The 22,544-nt window shown below is 70.7% G+C and carries 24 protein-coding genes; 14 read left to right on the top strand and 10 right to left on the bottom strand.

Translation table 11 applies throughout. The features are described 5' to 3' along the window. Window positions 1–10 precede the first annotated feature (10 nt). Entirely contained in the window at window positions 11–1,384 is a 1,374-nt protein-coding gene (locus tag ACGFI1_RS37770) for a purine-cytosine permease family protein (protein WP_392792478.1), read from the bottom strand. 165 nt (window positions 1,385–1,549) lie between these two features. Continuing rightward, window positions 1,550–1,885, bottom strand: a complete 336-nt coding sequence (locus tag ACGFI1_RS37765) for a rhodanese-like domain-containing protein (RefSeq protein ID WP_138640863.1) — start codon at window positions 1,883–1,885, stop codon at window positions 1,550–1,552. Window positions 1,886–1,932: 47 nt separating this feature from the next. Between ACGFI1_RS37765 and ACGFI1_RS37760 the strand changes: the two genes are divergently transcribed. The 5 genes from ACGFI1_RS37760 to ACGFI1_RS37740 all read left to right on the top strand — a co-directional run bounded on the left by ACGFI1_RS37760 (window position 1,933) and on the right by ACGFI1_RS37740 (window position 6,755). Further along, the gene (locus tag ACGFI1_RS37760) at window positions 1,933–2,394 is read left to right on the top strand and encodes an SSI family serine proteinase inhibitor (RefSeq protein WP_386875041.1); all 462 of its coding nucleotides are present in this window, start codon (window positions 1,933–1,935) and stop codon (window positions 2,392–2,394) included. 228 nt (window positions 2,395–2,622) lie between these two features. Further along, complete coding sequence (locus ACGFI1_RS37755) at window positions 2,623–3,750, top strand: hypothetical protein (RefSeq protein ID WP_392792474.1); 1,128 nt, start codon at window positions 2,623–2,625, stop codon at window positions 3,748–3,750. Between the two features lie 88 nt (window positions 3,751–3,838). Then, a complete protein-coding gene (locus tag ACGFI1_RS37750; RefSeq protein WP_386875045.1) occupies window positions 3,839–4,708 on the top strand; it encodes a hypothetical protein in 870 nt (289 codons plus the stop codon). A gap of 113 nt (window positions 4,709–4,821) precedes the next feature. Beyond that, window positions 4,822–6,114: an IS256 family transposase gene (locus ACGFI1_RS37745; protein WP_392792616.1), complete on the top strand. Its 1,293-nt coding sequence runs from the start codon at window positions 4,822–4,824 to the stop codon at window positions 6,112–6,114. Window positions 6,115–6,251: 137 nt separating this feature from the next. Then, on the top strand, window positions 6,252–6,755 hold the full coding sequence (locus ACGFI1_RS37740; protein WP_392792472.1) for a DUF4240 domain-containing protein: 504 nt from the start codon (window positions 6,252–6,254) through the stop codon (window positions 6,753–6,755). Here ACGFI1_RS37740 and ACGFI1_RS37735 read toward each other — a convergent pair. Then, window positions 6,743–6,961, bottom strand: coding sequence for a DUF397 domain-containing protein (locus tag ACGFI1_RS37735; protein ID WP_392792469.1), 219 nt, complete (start codon window positions 6,959–6,961; stop codon window positions 6,743–6,745). The genes ACGFI1_RS37740 and ACGFI1_RS37735 overlap by 13 nt on opposite strands. A gap of 13 nt (window positions 6,962–6,974) precedes the next feature. Further along, a complete protein-coding gene (locus ACGFI1_RS37730; RefSeq protein WP_392792466.1) occupies window positions 6,975–7,820 on the bottom strand; it encodes a helix-turn-helix domain-containing protein in 846 nt (281 codons plus the stop codon). Between the two features lie 255 nt (window positions 7,821–8,075). Here ACGFI1_RS37730 and ACGFI1_RS37725 point away from each other — a divergent pair, with 255 nt between their 5' ends. Further along, window positions 8,076–8,384, top strand: coding sequence for a hypothetical protein (locus ACGFI1_RS37725; protein ID WP_386875052.1), 309 nt, complete (start codon window positions 8,076–8,078; stop codon window positions 8,382–8,384). Next, the gene (locus ACGFI1_RS37720) at window positions 8,384–8,650 is read left to right on the top strand and encodes a hypothetical protein (protein ID WP_387068983.1); all 267 of its coding nucleotides are present in this window, start codon (window positions 8,384–8,386) and stop codon (window positions 8,648–8,650) included. Before ACGFI1_RS37725 ends, ACGFI1_RS37720 begins: the two co-directional genes overlap by 1 nt. A 368-nt stretch (window positions 8,651–9,018) precedes the next feature. Here ACGFI1_RS37720 and ACGFI1_RS37715 read toward each other — a convergent pair whose 3' ends face one another. Together ACGFI1_RS37715 and ACGFI1_RS37710 are read right to left on the bottom strand one after the other, a co-directional pair. Then, a complete protein-coding gene (locus tag ACGFI1_RS37715; protein ID WP_392792463.1) occupies window positions 9,019–9,879 on the bottom strand; it encodes a hypothetical protein in 861 nt (286 codons plus the stop codon). A gap of 98 nt (window positions 9,880–9,977) precedes the next feature. Continuing rightward, window positions 9,978–10,841, bottom strand: coding sequence for an Fpg/Nei family DNA glycosylase (locus ACGFI1_RS37710; protein ID WP_386875055.1), 864 nt, complete (start codon window positions 10,839–10,841; stop codon window positions 9,978–9,980). 201 nt (window positions 10,842–11,042) lie between these two features. Between ACGFI1_RS37710 and ACGFI1_RS37705 the strand changes: the two genes are divergently transcribed. From ACGFI1_RS37705 to ACGFI1_RS37695, 3 genes are all read left to right on the top strand, one after another. Continuing rightward, entirely contained in the window at window positions 11,043–11,249 is a 207-nt protein-coding gene (locus tag ACGFI1_RS37705; protein ID WP_364549530.1) for a heavy-metal-associated domain-containing protein, read from the top strand. A 61-nt stretch (window positions 11,250–11,310) separates the two neighbouring features. Next, complete coding sequence (locus ACGFI1_RS37700; protein WP_392792461.1) at window positions 11,311–12,282, top strand: hypothetical protein; 972 nt, start codon at window positions 11,311–11,313, stop codon at window positions 12,280–12,282. A gap of 32 nt (window positions 12,283–12,314) precedes the next feature. Continuing rightward, window positions 12,315–14,600 (top strand): heavy metal translocating P-type ATPase, encoded by a 2,286-nt coding sequence (locus ACGFI1_RS37695; RefSeq protein ID WP_392792459.1) that lies wholly within the window; start codon window positions 12,315–12,317, stop codon window positions 14,598–14,600. 79 nt (window positions 14,601–14,679) lie between these two features. Here ACGFI1_RS37695 and ACGFI1_RS37690 read toward each other — a convergent pair whose 3' ends face one another. Then, window positions 14,680–15,117 carry a MarR family winged helix-turn-helix transcriptional regulator gene (locus ACGFI1_RS37690; protein ID WP_364549521.1) on the bottom strand — a complete coding sequence of 146 codons (438 nt, stop codon included), beginning with the start codon at window positions 15,115–15,117 and terminating at the stop codon, window positions 14,680–14,682. A gap of 96 nt (window positions 15,118–15,213) precedes the next feature. Here ACGFI1_RS37690 and ACGFI1_RS37685 point away from each other — a divergent pair, with 96 nt between their 5' ends. Both ACGFI1_RS37685 and ACGFI1_RS37680 read left to right on the top strand, forming a co-directional pair. Further along, on the top strand, window positions 15,214–15,597 hold the full coding sequence (locus ACGFI1_RS37685) for a RidA family protein (protein WP_392792457.1): 384 nt from the start codon (window positions 15,214–15,216) through the stop codon (window positions 15,595–15,597). Window positions 15,598–15,602: 5 nt separating this feature from the next. Next, window positions 15,603–16,688 (top strand): alkene reductase, encoded by a 1,086-nt coding sequence (locus ACGFI1_RS37680; protein ID WP_392792454.1) that lies wholly within the window; start codon window positions 15,603–15,605, stop codon window positions 16,686–16,688. Here ACGFI1_RS37680 and ACGFI1_RS37675 read toward each other — a convergent pair. Then, complete coding sequence (locus ACGFI1_RS37675; RefSeq protein WP_386875062.1) at window positions 16,685–17,293, bottom strand: TenA family protein; 609 nt, start codon at window positions 17,291–17,293, stop codon at window positions 16,685–16,687. The two genes, ACGFI1_RS37680 and ACGFI1_RS37675, sit on opposite strands and share 4 nt — an antisense overlap. A gap of 204 nt (window positions 17,294–17,497) precedes the next feature. Beyond that, complete coding sequence (locus ACGFI1_RS37670; RefSeq protein ID WP_392792452.1) at window positions 17,498–19,660, bottom strand: bifunctional polysaccharide deacetylase/glycosyltransferase family 2 protein; 2,163 nt, start codon at window positions 19,658–19,660, stop codon at window positions 17,498–17,500. Window positions 19,661–20,319: 659 nt separating this feature from the next. Between ACGFI1_RS37670 and ACGFI1_RS37665 the strand changes: the two genes are divergently transcribed. Continuing rightward, on the top strand, window positions 20,320–20,925 hold the full coding sequence (locus ACGFI1_RS37665) for an RNA polymerase sigma factor (RefSeq protein ID WP_138637378.1): 606 nt from the start codon (window positions 20,320–20,322) through the stop codon (window positions 20,923–20,925). Continuing rightward, window positions 20,922–21,599, top strand: coding sequence for a hypothetical protein (locus tag ACGFI1_RS37660; RefSeq protein WP_392792449.1), 678 nt, complete (start codon window positions 20,922–20,924; stop codon window positions 21,597–21,599). The genes ACGFI1_RS37665 and ACGFI1_RS37660 overlap by 4 nt, the downstream gene beginning before the upstream one ends. 12 nt (window positions 21,600–21,611) lie before the next feature. On the opposite strand, the gene ACGFI1_RS37655 is transcribed toward ACGFI1_RS37660, so the two are convergent. Beyond that, window positions 21,612–22,424 carry a transporter substrate-binding domain-containing protein gene (locus ACGFI1_RS37655; RefSeq protein ID WP_392792446.1) on the bottom strand — a complete coding sequence of 271 codons (813 nt, stop codon included), beginning with the start codon at window positions 22,422–22,424 and terminating at the stop codon, window positions 21,612–21,614. Between the last annotated feature and the right edge of the window lie 120 nt (window positions 22,425–22,544).

Here is a 22,544-nt window from a genome sequence, read left to right as displayed (position 1 = left end):
TCTGGTAAGGCTACCGCCTGGTAAGCCTCCCGATGAGGAGCGCGGCCGCGCCCGCGACCAGGAACGACAGCAGCGAGGCGCTCATCCAGCTCTGCGGCGTGAAGTGCACCGCCTCCTGGACGTCCCGCCAGAAGCCCGCCCAGTGCTCGACCGTGCCTGGGTTGATCAGCTGGTAGACCGCGAACCCGACGGCCCAGGCCGCGATCATCCCCCAGCGGGACGGCGCCCGCCGCGACACGTCCCACCCGTCCAGCTCGGCCTCCTTACCGCCCGTGGCCCGGCGGCGGCGTCCGAGGAAGAAGTCGGCGGCGAGGACGCCCAGCATCGGCACGAACACCGACCCGATCAGCGTGAGGAAGCCCGCGTAGTCGCCGATGTCCAGGACGAGCGCGAGGACGGTGATGCCGGCGCCGAGCGCGACGCTCAGCACCCGGCGGTCGGCGCGCGGGAACAGGTTCTGGATCGACACGGCGGTGGAGTAGGTGTCGGCGAACGACTGGTCCGCCTCCCGCAGCACGAAGATCGCGAAGAAGACCACGCCGAGCGTGGCGCCGAGGAACGGGTCGAAGATCCTGGTGCTGTCGCCCGCGACCAGCGCGAGCGCCAGCAGGCCGAGCACGTAGGCGATGATCTGCGTGACCGAGTAGCCGACGGACGCGGCGCCGAACGCCGCCCGCTCCGACCGCGAGTGCCGGGTGTAGTCGGCGGCGACCGGCACCCAGGAGATCGACACCGCGAGCGCGGCGTCCGCGCCGATCCAGAAGCCGCCCCACGAGCCCTCCGACAGGTCGGGCAGCGGCTGCCGGACGAGCTCCACGTAGAAGTAGACCAGCGCGATCCCCACCGCGACGGTGACGTACCGGCGCAGCAGCCGCACCGAGCCGAGCGGCCACACCGTCAGCACGGTCGTGATCACGCCGGCGGCGACGACGTAGCCCCAGCGCGGCACGCCGTCCCACAGCTCGCGGGCCGCGTCCGCGATGACGATCAGCTCGAACGTCCCCCAGCCGATGAGCTGCGCGATGTTCAGGACCGTCGGCGCGTACGACAGCCGGGCGCCGAACAGGCCGCGCAGCAGCACCATCGCGGGCTGCCCGGTGCGGGCGCCGGGGACGGCGGCGAGGCCGAGCATCAGCCCGCCGAGCGCCGTCCCGACGGCCATCGCGACGATGCCCGCCATGATGGAGATGGTCGGCCTGCCGTCGGCGTCCGGCGCGAGGACGGTGTAGGCGCCGGAGAAGGCCAGGAGGCTGACGCCGAGGTTGGCCCAGAAGGCGCTCTGGTCCCAGAACCCGAGGACCTTGGAAGCGGGCTCGTCGAGGGTGAAGGGGGCCTCGTTGGCGGGCGGCTCGCCCTGAGGGCGCCGTTCGACGTCGGACGTCACGGGACACGCTCCCTACGCCGGCATTACCCGGACAGGTTCATGCGGTCGGCGGCGCCCTGCTGGCCGCCCTCTCAGCCCGGCTTGTGGCCCAAGCTCCCGCGGTTATCGGTCAGACCTGATCGTACAACCGCCCGTCGCGCCCCAGAAGGGGGCATACGTTACGGATCACGCCACGAACGGCGGCCGGCCGCCGGCGCCCTCCATGGGCCGCCCGGCCTCCGCCCAGCTCTGCATCCCGCCGTCGACGTTCTTCGCCAGCCAGCCCGCCTGGTTGAGCGCCACCGTCACCTGCGCCGACCGCACCCCGGACCGGCAGATCACGAACACCTCCCGGTCGCGCGGGACCTCCCCGGCCCGGTCGCCCAGCTGCCGCATCGGGATGTGGACCGCCTCGGGCGCGTGCCCGGCGTCCCACTCGTCCTGCTCCCGGACGTCCAGCAGGTAGCCGTCCTGCGGGACGTCGGCGGCGCCGACCGCCGGTACGTCTTCCCCGAAATTCATCACACCCCCCATGGAACCGCGCGAACCGGCCCCGCGTCGAATCACGCATGCGGTATCGGACGCTCCTGTTCGCCGCGCCCGGCGTGGCCATGCTCCTGACCCTGGCCGCCTGCGGTGACGAACAGGCCAACGGAAATCCCGCCGCGGAGCCTTCGGGCACCACGTCCGTGCAGCCCTCCGGCACCCCGGCGGACACGCTCACCATCACCGTCAGGGCCTCCGCGGAGGCCCCCGCCAAGACCTGGACGCTGACCTGCGATCCTCCAGGCGGTACCCATCCGAAGGCCGCCGACGCGTGCGCGGCCCTGACCAAGGCCAAGGAACCCTTCAAGCCCGTCCCCAAGGACCAGATGTGCACCAAGATCTACGGCGGCCCTGAGATCGCCACGGTCAAGGGCACCTGGCAGGACAAGCCGATCGACACGAAGTTCACACGTGCCGACGGCTGCCAGCTCCACCGGTGGACGGAGGTGGCACCCGTCTTCGGCGACGTCCCGAAGGTCCGCTGAACCCAGCCATCCCCGTTCCGGCTCGGTTCTCCGGCATCAGCCACACGTCAGGCCCCGGCACCCGCCGGGGCCTGACTCGTGACTTGCACAGAACCTCAAGTTGCTCACACTAGGCAAGTTTTGGCCAAGGCAAACTTGCCTGAATCGACAACTTGCTTGCTCGAAGAAAGTTGGCTATTCAGGCAGGTTTGCTTGGATGCGCTGGATCCCACGTGTCAGGATGGTGAGGTGAGCCTCGACAACGACTTGACTCCGGACTCGCTCCTTGAGCAGGGGCTGACAGTCTTGCGCGACCTTCTCGGCTCCGGCTGGCAGGTCACCGTCCAGCCGCACACGCAGGAGGCCCGGGGGGACCGGCCCTTGGACGCCTTGGTCGAAGTGAAGGCGGACGGCGACAGCGTCCTGACGCAGTTGATGATCGATTTGAAGACGAGCGTTTCGGCCCGCATGGTAGAGGAGCAGTTGCTGCCCAAGTGGAGCCTGCTGCGGCAAGTGAACCACTACACGAACCTTGTGGTGATCACCCCCTGGATCTCACCGCGCGTCCAGGCGCTCCTACGCGAGTACGGCATCGGATACATCGACCTGACCGGCAACGCGGCGCTGCGTATCACGCGACCGGCCATCGCCATCTTCACGCAAGGCGCGAGCCGCTCTCCGCACAGGACCGCCAAGAGCGGCAAGGTGACTCTGGCCGGGATCAAGGCTGGCCGACTTGTACGGCTCCTCGCTGATGTCGCCCCGCCCTACCGCGCCGCAGAGCTCGCCGGTACCGCCGGACTCAGCCTGCCTTATGTCTCACGGCTTCTCGACACCATGGCGGACCAGCTGTTGATCCGCCGTGAGGGCCGAACCATCACGTCTGTGGATTGGTCGCAACTTCTCCGCATCCGCGCCGAGAATTACCACCTTCTACGACATAACTCCTACGTAAGGATGGTCGCTCCAAACGGCATCGAGGCGGTGTTCGAGGCACTGCGCGCGCTTCCTGAGCAGCACAGGCGGCATATCGCCCTAACAGGGCCATATGCCGCACGGACGGTGGCGCCGCTGGCTGTAGGCGGACAGTTGATGCTCTATCACCCCGCTGGTCCACCGCGCCTACCCGACGAGATCGGAGACGAACTCTCCCTGTTGCGGGTCGACAAGGGAGGCGATGTGCTTCTCCTACGAGCTCACGACCCGGTGGTCTTCACACGGACCGCAGACTACGACGGCGTCCGCAGGGTTGCTTTGAGCCAGCTTGCCGTGGATTGTCTCTCCGGTCCCGGCCGGATGCCGGCAGAGGGCGAAGCCGTCCTCGCCTACATGGCGGAAAACACCTCTCTGTGGCAGTTGGACCGACTGCCATCTTGATCAAGGTCTCCGGCTCTAGGCTCGAACGCCGACGACATCGGCCGACCAGCAAGGATATGGCCGGTTCAGAGAAGCGGGGGAGTCGGACATGGCCAAGGTCCCTGAGGGCCTCGACCGGAACCAGTTGGTTATCGCATCGCGGCGAGTCCTGCTCGACGGCCTCATCGCCCTTCGTCCGCACCTTGCAGCGTTCACCGTCGTCGGGGCCCAAGCCGTCTACTTGCGTACACCCGACGCCTCTTTGCAGAACGCTCCCTTCACCTCCGATGCCGATCTAAGCCTCGACCCCGCCGTACTGGATGATCAACCGCTCGTCGACGAAGCTCTGCGGACGGCGGGATTCACCCTGCTACAGGACAACCAGCCAGGTCTCTGGGCGCGCACCGAGCGGGTAGACGGCAAAGACGTCCCGATCGAGCTGGACATCCTTGTAGGCAAGGAACTAGCGGACAAGATCGGAAGCAGAAGCGCCAAGATCCCTCCGCACGGAAAAATGACTGCACGGTGGGTCCCCGGCCTGGAGGTCTGTGCCGTCAACCGCTCCCCAGTGGTCATCCGCAGTCTCGACCCGGCCGACGAGCGCAGCGTGACGGCCAACGTGGCCGGCCCCGCGGCTCTCCTGGTCGCCAAGGCTTACAAGATCGCTGAACGTCACGGCCGGGGCCACACCCATCCGGACCGCCTCACCAACAAGGACGCAGGCGATGTCTACCGGATCATGGCCACTGTTCCCGTCCGGGAAGTAGCCGAGACCTTTACTGCCCTCGTCCGGGACCCTCGGGTAGGGGTGATCGCTTCCGAGGGATTCACACTTCTCCGCCAGTACTTCGGCGGTGCCGCCACACCTGGCGTCAACATGGCCGTCGACGCGCACACCGGCGATGTTCCAGAAGAGACAATCCGCCTCACGGCTCCCGCCTACGTCGACCGCTTGGCAAGGGAACTGCCTCGTCTGTGAACGTCAGGACCAGGCCCCGACCACTGCCCTGGATCGTAGTCCCCGGACACTGCCGTACCGGCGGGACTGTACGGTTTTCGGTGTAACTCCTGATCAAGGAGTGACGCATGACAATCGAAGCGAGCACGGAGGCCGTGGTGGCCGAGTCCGACAAACCAGCCCCGGATGTGGCGGGGATTGATCAGGAGCTGGTCGGCCGGCTGGTGGCCCAGGCCCGTGAGCAGGGCCTGGACCTGACCGGTGAGGGCGGGCTGCTGCAGCAGCTGACCAAGCGGGTGCTGGAGTCCGCGCTCGAGGGCGAGATCACCGACCATCTGGGCCGGGACCGGCACGAGCGGGCGGGCGAGGGCGGCGGGAACGTCCGTAACGGGCACCGTTCCAAGACCGTGACCACCGAGGTTGGGCCGGTCGAGATCGAGGTGCCGCGGGACCGGGACGCCACGTTCGAGCCGAAGATCGTGCGCAAGCGGCAGCGGCGGCTGACCGGGGTGGACGAGATGGTGCTGTCGCTGTCGGCGAAGGGCCTCACCCATGGTGAGATCTCGGCTCACTTGGCCGAGGTGTATGGCGCCTCGGTGTCCAAGCAGACGATCTCGACCATCACCGACAAGGTCATCGACGGCATGGTCGAGTGGCAGAACCGGCCGCTGGACAGCGTGTATCCGGTGATCTTCCTGGATGCGATCCAGGTCAAGATCCGTGACGGGCAGGTCGCCAACCGTCCGATCTATGTGGCGCTGGCGGTCACCGTCGAGGGCACCCGCGACATTCTCGGGTTGTGGGCCGGGGACGGTGGTGGCGAGGGCGCCAAGTACTGGCTGCAGGTCCTCACCGAACTGCGCAACCGGGGCGTGGCCGACGCGTGCATGGTGGTGTGCGACGGGCTGACGGGGCTGCCCGACGCCGTCGCCCACGTCTGGCCCCGGGCCCTTGTGCAGACGTGCATCGTGCATCTGCTGCGCAACTCGTTTCGGTATGCCGCCCGGCAGGACTGGGACAAGATCGCCAAGGCGCTCAAGCCCGTTTACACGGCTGCGACCGAGGCGGCGGCGATGGAGCGGTGGCTGGAGTTCGCCGAGACCTGGGGCGGCAAGTATCCGGCGATCGTGCGGTTGTGGGAGAACGCCTGGGCCGAGTTCGTTCCGTTCCTGCAGTTCGACCCCGAGATCCGGAAGGTGGTGTGCTCGACCAACGCCATCGAGTCGGTGAACGCCCGGATCCGCCGCGCGGTCAAGGCCCGCGGGCACTTCCCCAACGAGCAGGCCGCGCTCAAGTGCGTCTATCTCGCGGTGATGAGCCTGGACCCGACCGGCACCGGCCGCAAACGCTGGATCGTGCGGTGGAAGGCCGCCCTCAACGCCTTCGACATCGCCTTCGAAGGCCGCCTCACCACCACCCGCAACTGACCCCAGCAAGATCGAGTTACACCGTTAACTGGACAGACCCGTACCGGCCGGCCGTTTTGCGGCCACGGTGTGCCCGACCATTGGGCCTCGTCACTGAGAGGTACCGTGCGCGCATGGACGAGGACGAGTTCTAGGCTGTGATCGAGGAGTGCCGCGCCGGCAGCGGCAGCGACCTCGCAGCGTTGGTCAACGCCCTGGAACGAAGCCTGTCGATGCTTCCCGCCGACGAGGCGGCCGCTTTCTTCGATCGTTGGCAGGCGGTCGGTGAGCGGGCGCGGCGTTGGTTGGGGTGGGACGCAGCCTGCGTGCTACTGGGCTGGACGACCGACGGCTCGTTCGCCGATTTCCGGGCGTGGCTGATCACTCGCGGTCGTGCGGCGTTCGAGGCCGTCGTCGGTGATCCGGACAACCTTGCCGACCTTGCGGGTGAGCTACTGGCAACTGGCTGGGCCGTGGTCGAGCAACTCGATGGGGTTGTGGGCTGGGCGGCTTCTGCGGCCAAGGGAGTCGAGCATCCCGCCGAGATCCGGCATGTGGCCGAGCCGGGAATCCGTCTCGGGGAAGAGCGGCTCGATCTTGATGACGCGATGGCGGTACACGCCCGGCTTCCGCGCGTCTGGGACGCACGTCACCTGGTCTGATCGAGCCTCTGGCCGCTCTTCACACGGGTCATGAACTCCCGCCAGGCGGATGATGTGAACGCCAGCTTGGGTCCGTCCGGATCGACGGAGTCACGGACGGCGATGAGCCCGGTCATGGCGGTGAGTTCGACGCACTCGTTGCCTGTCGCAGTGCTCTTGGAACTCTTCCGCCAGACCACGGTGGACGAGTCTGCGGAGGGATGCATGGGGTCAGGTTATCTACAGGTCTGCGGCTATTGCGGTGATGAGGGCCGCGCTCTGTTCCTTGCCGAGGGCGGCGTCCCAGATGGCGTTGAACGCGGCGTTGCATCGGGCGACGTGGTCCGCACCTTCGATGTAGACGTTGCCGTAGATGCCTTCGGAGTAGCCGATGTCGGGATCAAGCGGGTCGGCGTAGCCGAGGATGACGAACGAGCCTTCAACTCCGGCATGGGCGCCGACCGAGTAGGGCAGCGCTCGGATGTCGACGTTGGGCCGCTGGGCTGCGCGGTTGAGGTCAATGAGTTGGTCGTGCATCACCTGTCGGCCGCCGATCAGTTGCCGGAGCGCTGACTCGGCGAGGACGGCTCTGAGCGTAGGTGCGTCAGGGCGGCTGAGCAGTGTCTTGCGCGCCATGCGAGCGTGGAGCCGCTTGTTGACCTCGTCCGGGTCGTTGGGGACGCCGGCGGAGATGATGGCCCGAGCGTAGTCCTCAGTCTGGAGCAGGCCAGGGATGAGCTGGACGTGGTAGGTGCGGATCTCTAATGCTTCGTCTTCGAGGCTGACGTATCCGCCGGTGAAGACGCCGGAGTAGGCGGTCCACCAGCCGCGCCGGCCTGCGTCGCGTGCCAGTTGGACAAGCGCGGCGTGCACGAAGTCTTCGGTGCCGTAGAGGTCGAGGATGCGCTCCACGTCCGCCACTGTGGCCTTGGTCTTGCCGGCCTCGATCCGGCCGAGCTTGAACCGGTTCCAGCCCAGGGCCGCCGCAGCCTGGTCGAGTGTCATCCCGGCCCGTTCGCGGTGGGCTTTGAGTTCGCGGGCCAGTCGGCGGCCGCGTGCGGTGAGGCTGTGGGGTACCGGTGCCATGGCCCCCAGTGTGCCGGAAATGCGTTGCTCTGTGCACAGACTGAGCAACAGAAAGCCAAAAAGATCATGCACGGTGCATTGACGGACAGCTCAGAGCGTCATCAGAATCTTGCCGGATGGCGCACAAATGGCCGTAGCTGGAGTCTCAGCAGTCCAGGGGGACGGAACACCGAGCGCCGCACCCAGAGACAAGGCGGCCCCGGACGCGGTGATAGCAGCACCGGCCGGGGCCTTGATCGGAAGGAGCCCCGATCCATGTGCAACGTAGCGGAAGCCGTCCGCTCTGGACGGACCGACGTGCGCACCGAACAGGTCAGGCGGGAGTTGGAGAGGCTGTTCCCCGGTGTGATCGCGTGGTTCGGCAGGTGCACCGGGCTCTGGTGGGCCATGCTGGGCGATCGGCTTCTGGAGGCCGACAGTCCTCGGCAACTCGCCGACGAGATCCGTGCGGGGCTCGCCGTCCGTCCAGCGGGGTGTGCGGTCATACCGCAGGCCGGGCGGGCGGGCGTCCCGTCCACCATGGGCGTGTCGGGTCGGGGCGGACGCGGCGGGTACGTCCGGTGATGGGTTCCTTCTTGGGCGGCCCTGTGGAGTTGTACGCGTGGGACGTCTGGTCTGGTGATGGTGGACGAGGTGGCGTCACCGACGACCGCGTCAAGGCGATCAGGGACGTCCACAACGCGCTTCGCGAGACGGAGGGCGGTACGCGCGGGGTAGTGCGGCGTGTCGGGCTGTCGCCGGTCGGGTTCGCGAAGTACGTCGAACTCGGTCACGTCGGTGAGGCGTGGCGGGACGGGACGACCGGTGCGGTGACATGGCGGGACATGTGAACGCAGCCGACCACCTCGGCGCCTTGGGCCAAGCGCTCGCTGCGGCGGGCTGGTCTACGCGGGGGCAGTATGACGGCGTCCCGCCGGTACTGCTCGTTCTCGCGCCCGGGGTCGAGGTGTGCGTGAACGTCAAAGCCGGAACGGGTGGCGTGCCGTGGTTCATCTCGTCCGGCGGCGACCCGTTGCGGCCATGCCATGACCTCGGCGGCACGGTTCTCGAGATCGAGGCCCGGTTGGGCACGGCCCCCACAGTGTCTGTTCATCCGACCCGAGGGCGGGCGCTTGGGAGGTTCCGCTCACTCCCGCGGAGATGAGGTGCATCGGGTGGCGGCGCCGTGGGGCCTGGGCGGCGCCGCCAGCCGATGCGGCTAGATCCAGCCGCCGATGCTGCGGTTCTGGGAGACGGCGGTGTCGAAGGCGAGGGGGCAGGCCAGGATGAGGGTGCGCATCGGCTCCGCCTGCTGCGCGTACATCTGCAGGACGTAGCGGTCGGCGCCGGTGAACATCTGCGACAGGAACTCGCCATAGCCGTCGAAGCCGCGCTGGATGCGGGCGATCTCCTGCTGCTGCCAGTCGGTGACGCGGCCGCTCAGCAGCTCGTAGTAGCCGATCTGCCGCTCCTGCGCGGTCAGGATCTCCCAGCCGCGCAGCGCCCGCTTGCGTAGGTGGCCGATGAGGCCGCCCTGCGGGGTGAGCACCTGCATCTGGGGCGTGCCCATGAAGCCGTACGGCTTGTAGAAGAGGAAGTACGGCATCCCGTCGGGGCGGTAGATCGTCAGCTTCCGCTCGGCCTTGGTCTGGCTCGCCTGGTTGAGGACGCGGAACGCCTTCTTCGCGCCGCTCACGCCCTCTTCGCGGACGTAGGCGGAGGGTTGCCCCTGCGGGCTCCAGATCGTGTAGTTCGCCTCGGTCGAGAAGAACTGCGCGGGCTGGTCGTAGACGAGGATCGGCGAGGCGTAGAGGTCGGGGGCGGCCTGCTGGGGCATCTGCTGCTGCGGGTATCCGGCCTGCTGGGGCGGGTATCCGGCCTGTTGCGGATACCCCTGGGGCGGATATGCCTGCTGCTGTGGCGGGTAGCCGCCGTGCTGCGGCGGATGCCCGTAGCCGGGGGCGGGACGTCCGGGCGCGTACGGCGGGGCGGGCGGGGCGCCGCCGTGCTGGTGTCCGCCGTAGCCGGGGTGCGGTGGACCGTAGCCGGGACCGGCGGGTGGGGGTGGGGGGTATCCCATGACGGCTCCTGAGCGAAACGATCACCGGGGTTCTCTCGCGACACGATACGCCGCCGGACGGTCCCAGCCGGGCCCGGTCGCCGGATTCCCCGGGGGTTTCACTTCAGCAGGCGCGACATCCGGCGGTCGGCCAGCGGCTTGCCGCCGGTCTGGCAGGTCGGGCAGTACTGGAGCGCCGAGTCGGCGAACGACACCTCGCGGATCGTGTCGCCGCAGACCGGGCATTTCTGGCCGGCCTTGCCGTGCACCCGGAGGCCGGTCTTCTTCTCGCCCTTGAGGTCCTGGGCCTCCAGGCCGCGCGAGCGCTCCACGGCGTCCCGCAGCGTGGTGACGATCGCCTCGTGCAGGACGGCGACGTCCTCCTCGGTCAGCGAGGCGGCGATCTTGAACGGGGACATCCTCGCCGCGTGCAGGACCTCGTCGGAGTAGGCGTTGCCGATGCCGGCGATCACCTTCTGGTCGCGCAGCAGGCCCTTGATCTGGGTGCGCTTGCCGCCGACGATCGCGGCGAGCGCCTCGGCGGTGAAGGCGTCGTCCAGCGGGTCGGGGCCGAGCGTCGCGACGCCGGGCACGTCCGACGGGTCGCGGACGACGTAGACCGCGAGGCCCTTCTTCGTGCCCGCCTCGGTGAGGTCGAAGCCCGAGCCGTCGTCCAGGTGGACGCGCAGGGCGAGCGGGTTCTTGCCGCCGGGCCGGACGGGCTTCGCGGGGATCTCGTCCCGCCAGCGCAGCCAGCCGGCGCGGGCGAGGTGGACGACGAGGTGCAGCCCGTCGACGTCCAGGTCGAGGAACTTGCCGTGCCGGGACGCGCCGGTGACGGTCAGCCCGCCGAGCGCCGTCACCGGCGGGTCATAGGTCTTCAGCGCGGAGATGGCGAGAACATCGACGCGGGCGACGGCGTGGCCGACCACGCGCTCCCGCAGGAACCCCGCCAGCGCCTCGACCTCGGGTAGTTCAGGCATGACCTCAGTATCGGCGAACCGGCCGGCGGTTCGTCCACAGGGCTGTGGACACCTGTGGAAAACCCTGGGGAGCGGGTGTGACCGGGATCTCGAAATAACCCATAGGGGGTACCGGTTGCCAGGAGGTGAAGCGTTATGGCAGCATGAGGCCCGGAAGATACCCCCCAGGGGTAAATATCCGGAAAAGCGAAGGAGATGCCGATGAGCACCGCCACTTACACCGTCACCGGTATGACCTGCGGCCACTGCGTGAGCTCGGTCACCGAGGAGGTCGAGCAGATCGCCGGCGTCACCGCCGTCGACGTCGACCTCCCGACCGGCAAGGTCACGGTCACCAGCGAGGCCCCGCTGGACGACGCCCAGGTCAAGGGCGCCGTCGAAGAGGCCGGTTACCAGCTGCAGGCATGACCGGCGCGCGCCCCCTGCCCGGGGGGCGCGCCCGGACGAACAGCGAGTGGAGTGGATCGGCATGAACAGCGCGACCAAGGTCGGCGTGTACGCCCTGGGCCTCGCCGTCGTCTTCGGCGGCGCCGCCGGAGTCGGCAAGGCGGTCGGACCCGTCGGCGGCACCGCGGAGATGGCGTCCCATGAGGGCGACGGCCACGGCGGCGGGCACGGCGGCGGAGACGGCGGCGGGGCGTCCCACACCCCCGGCGGCCTCCAGGTCTCCGAGGACGGCTACACGCTGACCCCGCGCACGACCACCGTGACTCCGGGCGAGAAGACCGACTTCCGGTTCACCATCAACGGGCCGGACGGCACGCCGGTCACCGGGTTCAAGCCCCTGCACGGCAAGCGGCTGCACCTGATCGTCGCGCAGCGCGACCTGTCCGGCTTCCAGCACCTGCACCCGACCGAGATCGGGGGCGGCGTCTGGAGCGTCCCGATCGAGCTGCCCGAGCCCGGCGTGTACCGGTTCTTCACCGACATCCAGCCGGACGGCGCGACGCGGCAGCTCACCCTGGGCACCGACGTCTTCGCCCCGGGCGACCTCCGGCCGGCGCCGCTGCCGAAGCCCGCGCAGGTCGCGAAGGTCGACGGGTACGAGGTCGCGCTCACCGGCGGCCTCACGCCCGGCAAGTCCACCGAACTCACGCTGACGGTGAGCAAGGACGGCAAGCCGGTCACCGACCTGCAGCCGTACCTGGAGGCGTACGGCCACCTGGTCGCGCTGCGGCAGGGCGACCTCGCCTACCTCCACGTCCACCCGGACGGGGAGCCCGGTGACGGGAAGACGGAGCCGGGCCCCGGCATCACGTTCTTCGCCGAAGCGCCCAGCAGCGGCGCATACCGTCTGTACCTGGACTTCAAGCACGGCGACAAGGTCCGCACGGCGGAGTTCACCGTGCACGCGGGCGGCGCCGCCGTCCCCGCCGGGCCCACGCAGGAACCTGCGAAGAAGCCGGGGCAGGGGCACGACGACACGCCGCACACGCACTGAACGTCCCACTCGATCGAGGCAGAGGAGGAGCGATGAGCACGGACATCGAGTCCGCGCGTATCGAGCTGGCGATCGGCGGGATGACGTGCGCGTCGTGCGCCAACCGCATCGAGAAGAAGCTCAACAAGATGGACGGCGTGACCGCGACGGTCAACTACGCCACCGAGAAGGCCAGCGTCGAGTTCGCCCCCGGGGTGTCCCCGGACGAGCTGATCGCGACCGTCGAGAAGGCCGGCTACAGCGCCGAGCTCCCCGCCCCGCCCCGGTCGGACGCCGCGGGCGGGGACGAGCCGGAGCCGGACGACGGGCTCCGCCCGCTGCGGCAGCGGCTGATCACCTCGGTCGTGCTGTCGGTGCCGGTCATCGCCATGGCGATGGTCCCGGCGCTCCAGTTCGACGCGTGGCAGTGGCTGTCGCTGACGCTCGCCGCGCCCGTCGTGGTGTACGCGGGCTGGCCGTTCCACCGGGCCGCGGCGATCAACCTGCGGCACGGCGCGGCGACCATGGACACGCTGATCTCGCTCGGCACGATCGCCGCGCTCGGCTGGTCGCTGTGGGCGCTGTTCTTCGGCACCGCCGGCGAGATCGGGATCAAGCACGGCTTCGAGTTCTCGATGACCCGCTCCGACGGGTCGATGAACATCTACCTCGAGGCCGCGGCCGGCGTGACCATGTTCATCCTGGCCGGGCGGTACTTCGAGACGCGGTCCAAGCGCCGCGCCGGCGCCGCCCTGCGCGCCCTGCTGGAGCTCGGCGCCAAGGAGGTCTCGGTCGTCCGGGACGGCCGCGAGGAGCGGATCCCGGTCGACAGCCTCGCGGCGGGGGACGTGTTCGTCGTCCGTCCCGGCGAGAAGATCGCCACGGACGGGACGGTCGAGGAGGGCTCGTCCGCCGTGGACGCGTCCATGCTGACCGGCGAGTCGGTCCCGGTGGAGGTCGGGCCGGGCGACGCGGTGGTCGGCGCGACGGTGAACGCCGGCGGCCGGCTGCTGGTCCGCGCGACCCGGGTCGGCGCCGACACCCAGCTCGCGCAGATGGCGCGGCTGGTGGAGGAGGCGCAGACCGGCAAGGCGCAGGTGCAGCGGCTCGCGGACCGGATCTCCGGGATCTTCGTCCCGATCGTGATCGCGCTCGCGATCGGCACGCTCGGCTTCTGGATCGGCACCGGTGAGCCGCTCGCCGGCGCGTTCACCGCCGCGGTCGCCGTGCTGATCATCGCCTGCCCGTGCGCCCTCGGCCTCGCCACCCCGACCGCCCTGATGGTCGGGACGGGACGCGGCGCGCAGCTCGGCATCCTGATCAAGGGCCCGGAGGTGCTGGAGTCCACCCGCGCGATCGACACGGTCGTCCTGGACAAGACCGGCACGGTCACCACCGGGAAGATGGCCCTGGTCGACGTCATCACGGCCGAGGGGGTGTCCGAGGACGAGGTGCTCCGGCTGGCGGGGGCGCTGGAGAACGCGTCCGAGCACCCGATCGCGCAGGCGATCGCGCGCGGCGCGGCCGACCGGGTCGGCGAGCTGGGCACGGTCGAGGACTTCGCCAACGTCGAGGGCCTCGGCGTCCAGGGGATGGTGGACGGCCACGGCGTCCTCGCGGGGCGCCCGCGGCTGCTCGCCGAGTGGTCGCAGCACCTCACGCCCGAGCTGGAGCGTGCCATGGCGGAGGCGCAGGCGCTCGGCCGCACCGCGGTCGCGGTCGGCTGGGACGGCGCGGCCCGCGCGGTCGTCACGGTCGCCGACCAGGTGAAGCCGACCTCGCGGGAGGCGATCGAGCAGCTGACGGCGCTCGGGCTGCGTCCGGTCCTGCTGACCGGCGACAACGAGACCGTGGCCCGCACGGTCGCGGACGCCGTCGGGATCGAGGAGGTCATCGCCGAGGTCCTGCCGCAGGACAAGGTGGACGTCGTCAAGCGCCTGCAGTCCGAGGGCCGGACTGTGGCGATGGTCGGCGACGGGGTCAACGACGCCGCCGCGCTCGCCCAGGCCGACCTGGGGCTCGCGATGGGCACCGGGACGGACGTGGCGATCGAGGCGTCCGACCTGACGCTCGTCCGGGGCGACCTGCGGGCCGCGGCCGACGCGATCCGGCTGTCGCGCCGCACGCTCGGCACGATCAAGGGGAACCTGTTCTGGGCGTTCGCCTACAACGTGGCGGCGCTGCCGCTCGCGGCGACCGGCCTGCTCACCCCGATGATCGCCGGTGGCGCGATGGCGTTCTCCTCGGTCTTCGTGGTCAGCAACAGCCTGCGCCTGCGGCGGTTCAAGCCGCTGACGGGCTCCCAGGACGCGGCGGCCGCTCCGGCGGCCGGCGGCTGAGGCAGAACCCGCGAGCTGAGGCAGAACCGCGAAGCGCGCGGCCCCGTCCAGGGGTCGCGCGCTTCGGCGTTTTCGGACGTCAGGGGCGCAGGACGGCCAGCAGGGGCGCGAGCGCCGGGTCGTCCGCGGCGTCGTCGAGGGCCGCGGTGAGGGTCTCGGCGTAGGTGGGGGCGGCGTCCCGGTGGACGGCGCGTCCCTCGTCGGTGATGACGGTGTAGACGCCGCGGCGGTCCTTGGGGCACATGTCGCGGCGGGTGAGGCCGGCGGTCTCCAGCCGGGCGACCAGGCGGCTGACGGAGCTCTGGTTGAGGCCGATGAGGTCGGCCAGCTCCTGCATGCGCAGCTCGCCGTCGGCGGCGCGGGACAGGCGGCACAGCGCCCGGTACTCCGACAGGCCGATGCCGTGGCGACCCTGCAGCGCCTTGGAGAGCCGGTGCTCGACGCGCCCGTGCAGGGTCACGACGCCGTCCCAGAGCAGACCGTCCGCCGTGACCGGCGCCTTCTCGTCCACGCTCATCCCGTACCCGCTTCCTGGTTGACACCAGCTTACATGCAGTGCGAATATCTGCATGCACATACAAGACATGCATGTACATGCAAATTGGAGTCCGGCATGATCGAACGCGTCGCCACCACCCCCGACTGGTACGAGCCGTACCGGATCTCGCAGGCGATCCGGGCCAACGGGTTCATCTACGTCTCCGGGCAGGCCGGCATCGACGAGCAGGGGCGGACGGTGCCCGGCGGCTTCCTCGACCAGGGGCGCCAGGCGTTCCGGAACGTCCAGCGGGTGCTGGCGGCGGCGGGCGCCGACCTGACCGACGTCGTGAAGATCGGCATCTTCGTCCGGGACATGGCGGCCGACCTCGACGGCGTCATCCGGCTCCGCGAGGAGTTCCTCAGCGAGCCCTACCCCGCCGACACCCTCCTCGAAGTGAGCTCCCTGGCCCAGCCCGACTGGCGGATCGAAGTCGAAGCCGTCGCGGTCGAAAGGTGAACACGATGACCAGCACGCTGCTGACCCCCTACGAAGGCCCGCACCTCGCGCTGCCCAACCGGATCGTCATGGCGCCGATGACGCGCGGACGCGCGGACGACGTGACCGGCGTCCCGCACCCGCTGACCGCCACCTACTACGCGCAGCGCGCGTCGGCCGGGCTGATCGTCACCGAGGGGCTGTGGCCGCACGTCCTCGGCAAGGGCGGGCCCGGCATCCCCGGACTGGTCACGGACGCGCAGGTCGCCGGGTGGCGCGAGATCACCGAGGCCGTCCACGCGGCCGGCGGGACGATCTTCGCCCAGCTCTGGCACGTGGGACGGATGACGCACCCGCTCAACCTGCCGGACCGGACGACGCCGGTCGCCCCCTCCGCCGTCCGGATCGAGAGCGAGCCGATCTACACCGCCGAAGGCGACGTCGAGCACGTCACGCCGCGCGCCATGACCACCGCCGAGGCGGAGGCGGCGGTCGCCGACTTCGCGGCGGCGGCCCGCAACGCGATCCGCGCCGGGTTCGACGGCGTGGAGGTGCACGGCGCGAACGGCTACCTGATCCAGCAGTTCCTCGCCGAGAACACCAACCGGCGCACCGACCGCTTCGGCGGGTCGCGCAACGGACGGCTGCGGTTCGCGCTGGACGTGGTGGAGGCCGTGGCCGCCGAGGTGGGGCCCGAACGGGTCGGCCTGCGCGTCTCCCCGCACAACCCGGAGAACGAGATCGCCGAGGAGGACCCGCAGGGCACCTACCGGGCGCTCGTCGACGCCCTCGACCCGCTCGGCCTCGCCTACCTGCACGTCATCGAGCGGGGCGCCTACGGCGCGCTGGCCGACCTGCGCCCGCGCTGGTCGGGCACCCTGATCGGGAACTTCAACGGGCCGGAGCCGACGACGCGGCAGGCCGGCGAGCAGGTCGTGTCGGTGGGGCTGGCCGACCTGTTCTCCTTCGGGCGGCTGTTCATCTCCAACCCCGACCTGCCGGCCCGCTTCGCCGCGGACGCGCCGCTCAACCGGCACATCCCCGGGCTGGTCTACGGCGGAGGCGGCGAGGGCTACGTCGACTACCCGGCCCTCGCCGCCGCCGACGCCTAGAGCGGGACGTCCCAGAAGGCGAGTTCGTGGCGCATGCCCTCCAGGAAGAAGCGCTCGGCCGTCTCCGTGTCCGCCCCGGACTCGTCGATCATCTGCGCGATGCGGGCGGTCAGCTCGGCGAAGCCGGGGTCGGCGTAGGTGTCGACCCAGCGGCGGTAGCGCGGCTCGGACGGCGGGTTCTCGGCGAGCCGCTGCCCGAGCGTGGAGTAGCCCCACATGCAGGGGTACAGGGCGGCGAGGCCCTCGTCATAGTCGGCGGCGCTCTCCAGCAGGAACGAGGTGTAGGCGACGCAGGCGGGGCCCTTCTTGGCGCCGTCCAGGTCGGCGTTGAACTCAGCCGAGAGGGAGCGGTGCAGCTCCATCTCGTCGTGGAAGGTCGAGTAGGCGAGGTCTACAAGGTCGCCTAGATGGGCGTCGGGGGCCTGCCAGGCGAGGCGGGAGAACACGCGCACGTAGTCGTGCAGGTAGAGGTAGTCCTGTTCGAGCCACGAGCGGAATACGGCCTCGTCAAGGTTCCCTTGGGCGATGCCCGCCACGGTGGGGTGCTTGAGCTGCTCCTCCACGAGGGGACGGCCGAGTTCTTCCAGATGTGCGGCGAGACTCATGGCCGTCAGTCTGCCCCAGACCCTCCCTGACCTGGACATCACCCCGAAATGACCAGACCCCGCCGGGTCGGGAGACCCGGCGGGGTCCTGGTCGTGCGGCCGATGTGCGGGTCGCCTCTCGGCGAAAGGCACAACACGGCTCCAGCCGAACGGTATTCCGTGAAGGCAATAGGTGAGGCCCGGGGACACCAGGCACATCGGCCATCAGGTGTAACCGACGGGTCCCCAGGATTGTTCCCGGCCCTCCGCGAAGGTCCCGGTACGCCGGATCGTGTGCCAGCCCAGGCGCGACCCCAGCAGCGCGGTGACCACGGACTGGACGACCACCAGGTACATGAGCTGCCGGTAGACGAACTGCTGGAGCGGCAGTGCCCACAGCGGACGGACGGATTCGCCGTCCAGCCATAGGGCGTAGGCGCCGGCGGCGGCCTGCGCGGCGACGAACGCCGTCCAGGTGAGGACGGGCAGGGTCGGGTCAAGGAAGACCAAGCCGAACAGGGCGAACAGGTCCACGGCGGGCGCGAACAGCGGAAGCAGCACCTGGAACACCGTCAGGTAGGGGAGGCAGCGGCGGCCGAAGCGTCCCGAGCCGCCGCCTTCGATGAGGGAGCGGCGGTGCTTCCACATCGCCTGCATCGTCCCGTAGCACCAGCGGTAGCGCTGCCTCCACAGCTGCCTGAGGGACGACGGCGCCTCCGTCCAGGCGATGGCCTTCTCCTCGTACACCACGCGCGCGCCGGTGCGGCATATCGCCATGGTGAGGTCGGTGTCCTCGGCCAGAGTGTCGTCTGGGACGCACCCCACCTCGGCCAGGACCTTCCTCCGGAAGGCGCCGATCGCGCCGGGCACGGTCGGCATGCACTGCAGGACGTCGAACATGCGCCGGTCGAGGTTGAAGCCGATGACGTACTCGATGTGCTGCCAGCGTCCGAGGATGCCGCCCCGGTTCGCGACCTTGGTGTTGCCGCTGACCGCGCCCACCCTCGGGTCCGTGAACGGCGCGACGAGGTGCCGCAGGGTGTCGCGCTGGAAGACGGTGTCGCCGTCCACGAGCACCATGATGTCGGCCCTGGCCACGAACAGGCCGGCGTTGAGCGCGCTCGGCTTGCCGCCGTTCGGCTTGCGGATCAGGTGGACGCCCGGCAGGCCGAGGTCCTCGACGATCTCGGCGGTGCGGTCGGCGGAGCCGTCGTCCACCACGATCACCTCGACGCTGCCCGGATAGTCGGTGTCCAGAAGCGACGCGACGGTCGCCGCGATGCCCGCCTCCTCGTTGTAGGCGGGGACGATCACCGACACGGGCGGGAACGGATCGGGCGGCAGCTCCCCCGGCTCCCCGATGTCCGGCATGGGGGGCGGGCCCGGCCGGCGGACGCGCCGTATGTGGACGTGCGCGAACACCAGCAGCAGGATCAGCCGCAGCACGTAGAGGAGCCCGGCGACGGCGAACAGGGCGCCCATCGTCCCGGTGAGCGCGGACGCGGCGCGCTGCGCGGCGACCAGCGTCCAGCCGACGGCCTTCTCGCGGGCGGGCACGCCGACCTCCGCCGCGGGCATGCCGAGCGCCTCGGTGACCGTCGTGAAGCGGTACCCCTGCGGCTGGAGCCGGGCGAGGATCCGCTCGACGGCCGCGACGGTCTCGGTCCGGTCGCCGCCCGAGTCGTGCAGCATCACCACCGCGCCCTCGCCGCGCCGCTCCGCCGCCAGCGCCGTCCGCACGATCGCGTCGGTGCCGGGCCGCGCCCAGTCCTCGGTGTCGCGGTCGGTGAGGACGACGATGTACCCGGCCGCACCGGCCCGCTCGGCCGCCCGCCACTCCGGCGCCGTCAGGCCGTCCGGGCGGGACGAGTACGGCATCCGCATCAGCCGGGTGTGGACGCCGGCCGCGCCCGCCAGCGCCCGCTGCGTGAGGTCCATCTCCAGGCGCCCGCGCCACGCGGGCGCGGTGGCGAGGTCGGCGTGCGTGTACGTGTGCGAGCCGATCTCGTGGCCCTCGCGAAGGATCCGGCGGGTCAGCGCCGGGTTCTCCGCGACGCGCGCGCCGACCGTGAAGAACGTCGCGCGAGCGTCGTGGCGGCGCAGGACGTCCAGGATCCGCGGCGTCCACTCGGGGTCGGGGCCGTCGTCGAAGGTCAGCGCGATCGTCTTCGGCGGCATGCGGCGGCTGCGCGGGGTGGCGTCCGCGAGGTTCAGCACGGGCCCGCCGGTGAGGGCCTGGGAGGGAGCCTGGACGGGGTTCGTCGGCTCGTCCCTGGGCGCCTCACCCAGGGCTCCGTTCGCGAAGCCGTCCAGCAGGAGGAGCACGGCGAGCGCCAGCCCGCCGAGCAGGAGCAGGATCCAGTGGCCCCGCGGTTCGCTGCGTCGCACGGTCAGGGGCTCTTCTTCTTGGTGTTGTTGCGTCCCCATGCCGGGGGCTCCGCCGTGGACCTGCCGGGATGGCTAGTGGACGCGGCCCCCGCCGGTGTGGTCGCCGACGCAGACGACGGCCTGGGCGTCGCAGGGGGAGCCGGTGCCGCGCCCCTGCTGCTGGGTGTCGCCCTACCGGCGGCGGGCGATTCGGACCTCTCCGTCGGGGTCGGTTTGGCCTGGGGTTGGCTCACCTTCACACGCGGGTGCGGGGACGGGTCGCTCCATGGCGTCAACGGCACATCGGTTCCCGTCGTCATACCGAGCCCCAGCGCGCCCAGGAACACGATGAGGAGGGAACCGGTGAGCAGGCCCAGCCGCCGCCCCAGGCGCGACCGCCATCCGGACGCGTCGACGAAGACGGGAGCCGCGGCCGTTAACGTTTTCGTCTCGGTGACGGGATCCGCCGAGGGGTCCGTCAGCGGGCGCGGCACCCGTTCCGCGGCTGGTGGGATACCCGTTACGAGAAGTTCGTCCCGGTCCTGCGGGCTGTTGCCGTTCATCGTCGTCCATCACTCTGAGGCGGGGAGAGGACGTCCCGGCGGCGCGGGAGTCATTCGTTCAGCGCGAACCCACGCGTAGGTGTCACACCACCGTGAGATTTTCTGCACAATGGCGCGATGGGCGAGGAGGAACTCGGTCGTGCGCTGCGGGCGGCGCAGGACGGCGACGAGGAGTCCTTCCGCATGCTCTACCGCGACGTCCAGCCCCGGCTGATCCGGTTCGCCGGCGCGATCGTCGGCGCGGACGCAGAGGACGTGACGTCGGAGGCGTGGCTGCAGATCGCGCGCGACCTGCGCTCGTTCCGCGGCGACCTCGACGGCTTCCGCGGCTGGACCGCCACGATCACCCGGCACCGCGCGCTGGACCATCTGCGCCGCAAGTCCCGCCGGCCCGGCTCCGACCTGCCCGCCGAGGAACTGGTCACGATGGCCGCGGACGGTGACACCGAGCTCGACGCCCTGAACGGCATCGCCACCGAGGAGGCACTCCGGCTGATCTCCGAACTCCCCCGCGACCAGGCCGAGGCGGTGCTGCTGCGCGTCGTCGTGGGCCTGGACGCCAAGTCCGCGGGCAAGGTGCTCGGCAAGCGCGCGGGCGCCGTCCGCACCGCCGCCTACCGCGGCCTGCGCCGCCTCGCCGACCGGCTGTCGGACGGCGGCGCCGAGCGGTCGCTGGTCCGGGGTGACAAAACCGGCGGTACGGGCGCTGAAGGGGTGTCATGAGCGACCACACCGAGGCCGGACGGCTCGACGAGCGCACCGCCGAGCGCCTGCTCGACGGCGCCGGCGGGCACCCCGCCCTGCACACCCTGCTCGCGGCGGCCGCCGCCCCCGGCCGCGCGGCGGAGATCGCGGGCGAGGACGCCGCCGTCGCGGCCTTCCGGTCCGCGCCGCCCGCGGCCCGGCCCTCCCGGCTGGCCGCGCTGCGCCGCTTCCTGACCGCCAAGGTCATCGCGCTGGTCGGCGGCACCCTGCTCGTGCTGACGGGCGGCGTCGCCTACGCGACCGGGCACTTCCCCGGCATGGAGCCGGCTCCCGCGCCGTCCCCGACGCAGCAGGAGTCGGGGGGCGGCGGCCACGACAGCACGCCGGCGACGCAGTACTCGCCGTCGCCGCTGCCGAGCGCGTCGCCGTCGGTGTCGTCCTCGTCGTCCTCGTCGACCTCCTCGCCGTCCGCGCCCTCGTCGGCGCCGGGCAAGGAGCACGGCAAGCCGGCCTCGCCGGGCAAGGCGTCCCAGAGCCCGAACGCGCACAGCACCAGCCCGCCGCCGCGCGGCCCCGACAACACCAACGGCAAGAAGCCGAGCGCCACGCCCACCAAGAGCAGGGACCGGGGCGCGGACGCCGGCGTCCCCATGGTCGGGACGCCGGACGGCGCCGGCGCCCCGCGCCGGTGACCGTCCCGGCGGTCACAGGCAGCCCTCGAACTGGGGGACCTCCAGGTCCGACAGGTCGAGGCCGGACGTGCCGAACCATTTGGCCATGAACTTCCCCATCGTCCCGTCCTGGTACATCTGGGTGATGGCCCGGTTGAGGGCCTCGCAGCCGTCGGGGTCGCCCATGCGGATCGCGATGCCCGTGCGCCGCTCGCCGAACCTGGCGTTCAGCAGCCGGAACCCGGCGCCCTGCCGGGTCTTCAGCCCGGCCAGGATCGTGTCGTTCGTGGTGATCGCGTCGATCCGGCCGTCCCGCAGCATGGTCATGCAGTCGGCGTAGGACCGCGCCGTGACCGGCACCGCCGGCACCTGCCGCTCCACGGTCACGGCCTCGGCCGCGCCCGACCCGGTGACGGCGCAGATCTTGCGCCCCTGGAGGTCGCGCACGCCGCGCACGGCCCGCTCGCCGTCCCGGACGAGGATGTCCTGGTACGACAGCAGGTACGGCCCGGCGAACGCGAGGCGCTGCTGCCACTCGGGCTCCAGCCAGAACGTCAGGACCATGTCGACGCCGCCCTCGCGGAGCAGGCGCTCGCGGTCGCGCGCCAGCGCGGGGACGAACCGGACCCGCTTCCCGAGCCGCTGAGCGAGGTAGCGGGACACGTCCACGTCCAGGCCCTCGAACGTCCCGTCGGGGCGCCTGAACCCGATGCCGGGCAGGTCCGGCCGGACGCCCGCCACCAGCGTGCCCTTGCCGAGGATGGACGCCGCTTCGTCGCCGCCGCAGCCGCTGAGCGCGGCGCACGCCGTCACCGCCGCCGTCCCGGCCGCGATCAGTCGCCGCATACTCCGGACCCCCGACTCGTCAGCGCGGTGGCTGCCCCGGCGGAGCGCGGGGCGCACTGCGATACAAAGTCGCAGCCGAGCGGGGACGGCTCCACCCCGTGACCGGATCCGGCCCGTCTC

The organism is Actinomadura geliboluensis (assembly GCF_043197915.1).
GTDB lineage: Bacteria > Actinomycetota > Actinomycetes > Streptosporangiales > Streptosporangiaceae > Spirillospora > Spirillospora geliboluensis.
Note: the sequence above shows the minus strand (reverse complement) of the source record. Positions and strands in the feature narration are given on the sequence as shown.

Excerpts from the sequence above, each read along its gene's own strand:
- ACGFI1_RS37765 (WP_138640863.1), bottom strand. The coding sequence starts at position 1,885 with ATGAATTTCGGGGAAGACGTACCGGCGGTCGGCGCCGCCGACGTCCCG.
- ACGFI1_RS37760 (WP_386875041.1), top strand. The coding sequence starts at position 1,933 with ATGCGGTATCGGACGCTCCTGTTCGCCGCGCCCGGCGTGGCCATGCTC.
- ACGFI1_RS37750 (WP_386875045.1), top strand. The coding sequence starts at position 3,839 with ATGGCCAAGGTCCCTGAGGGCCTCGACCGGAACCAGTTGGTTATCGCA.
- ACGFI1_RS37735 (WP_392792469.1), bottom strand. The coding sequence starts at position 6,961 with ATGCATCCCTCCGCAGACTCGTCCACCGTGGTCTGGCGGAAGAGTTCC.
- ACGFI1_RS37730 (WP_392792466.1), bottom strand. The coding sequence starts at position 7,820 with ATGGCACCGGTACCCCACAGCCTCACCGCACGCGGCCGCCGACTGGCC.
- ACGFI1_RS37725 (WP_386875052.1), top strand. The coding sequence starts at position 8,076 with ATGTGCAACGTAGCGGAAGCCGTCCGCTCTGGACGGACCGACGTGCGC.
- ACGFI1_RS37720 (WP_387068983.1), top strand. The coding sequence starts at position 8,384 with ATGGGTTCCTTCTTGGGCGGCCCTGTGGAGTTGTACGCGTGGGACGTC.
- ACGFI1_RS37715 (WP_392792463.1), bottom strand. The coding sequence starts at position 9,879 with ATGGGATACCCCCCACCCCCACCCGCCGGTCCCGGCTACGGTCCACCG.
- ACGFI1_RS37710 (WP_386875055.1), bottom strand. The coding sequence starts at position 10,841 with ATGCCTGAACTACCCGAGGTCGAGGCGCTGGCGGGGTTCCTGCGGGAG.
- ACGFI1_RS37705 (WP_364549530.1), top strand. The coding sequence starts at position 11,043 with ATGAGCACCGCCACTTACACCGTCACCGGTATGACCTGCGGCCACTGC.
- ACGFI1_RS37700 (WP_392792461.1), top strand. The coding sequence starts at position 11,311 with ATGAACAGCGCGACCAAGGTCGGCGTGTACGCCCTGGGCCTCGCCGTC.
- ACGFI1_RS37695 (WP_392792459.1), top strand. The coding sequence starts at position 12,315 with ATGAGCACGGACATCGAGTCCGCGCGTATCGAGCTGGCGATCGGCGGG.
- ACGFI1_RS37690 (WP_364549521.1), bottom strand. The coding sequence starts at position 15,117 with ATGAGCGTGGACGAGAAGGCGCCGGTCACGGCGGACGGTCTGCTCTGG.
- ACGFI1_RS37685 (WP_392792457.1), top strand. The coding sequence starts at position 15,214 with ATGATCGAACGCGTCGCCACCACCCCCGACTGGTACGAGCCGTACCGG.
- ACGFI1_RS37680 (WP_392792454.1), top strand. The coding sequence starts at position 15,603 with ATGACCAGCACGCTGCTGACCCCCTACGAAGGCCCGCACCTCGCGCTG.
- ACGFI1_RS37675 (WP_386875062.1), bottom strand. The coding sequence starts at position 17,293 with ATGAGTCTCGCCGCACATCTGGAAGAACTCGGCCGTCCCCTCGTGGAG.
- ACGFI1_RS37665 (WP_138637378.1), top strand. The coding sequence starts at position 20,320 with ATGGGCGAGGAGGAACTCGGTCGTGCGCTGCGGGCGGCGCAGGACGGC.
- ACGFI1_RS37660 (WP_392792449.1), top strand. The coding sequence starts at position 20,922 with ATGAGCGACCACACCGAGGCCGGACGGCTCGACGAGCGCACCGCCGAG.
- ACGFI1_RS37655 (WP_392792446.1), bottom strand. The coding sequence starts at position 22,424 with ATGCGGCGACTGATCGCGGCCGGGACGGCGGCGGTGACGGCGTGCGCC.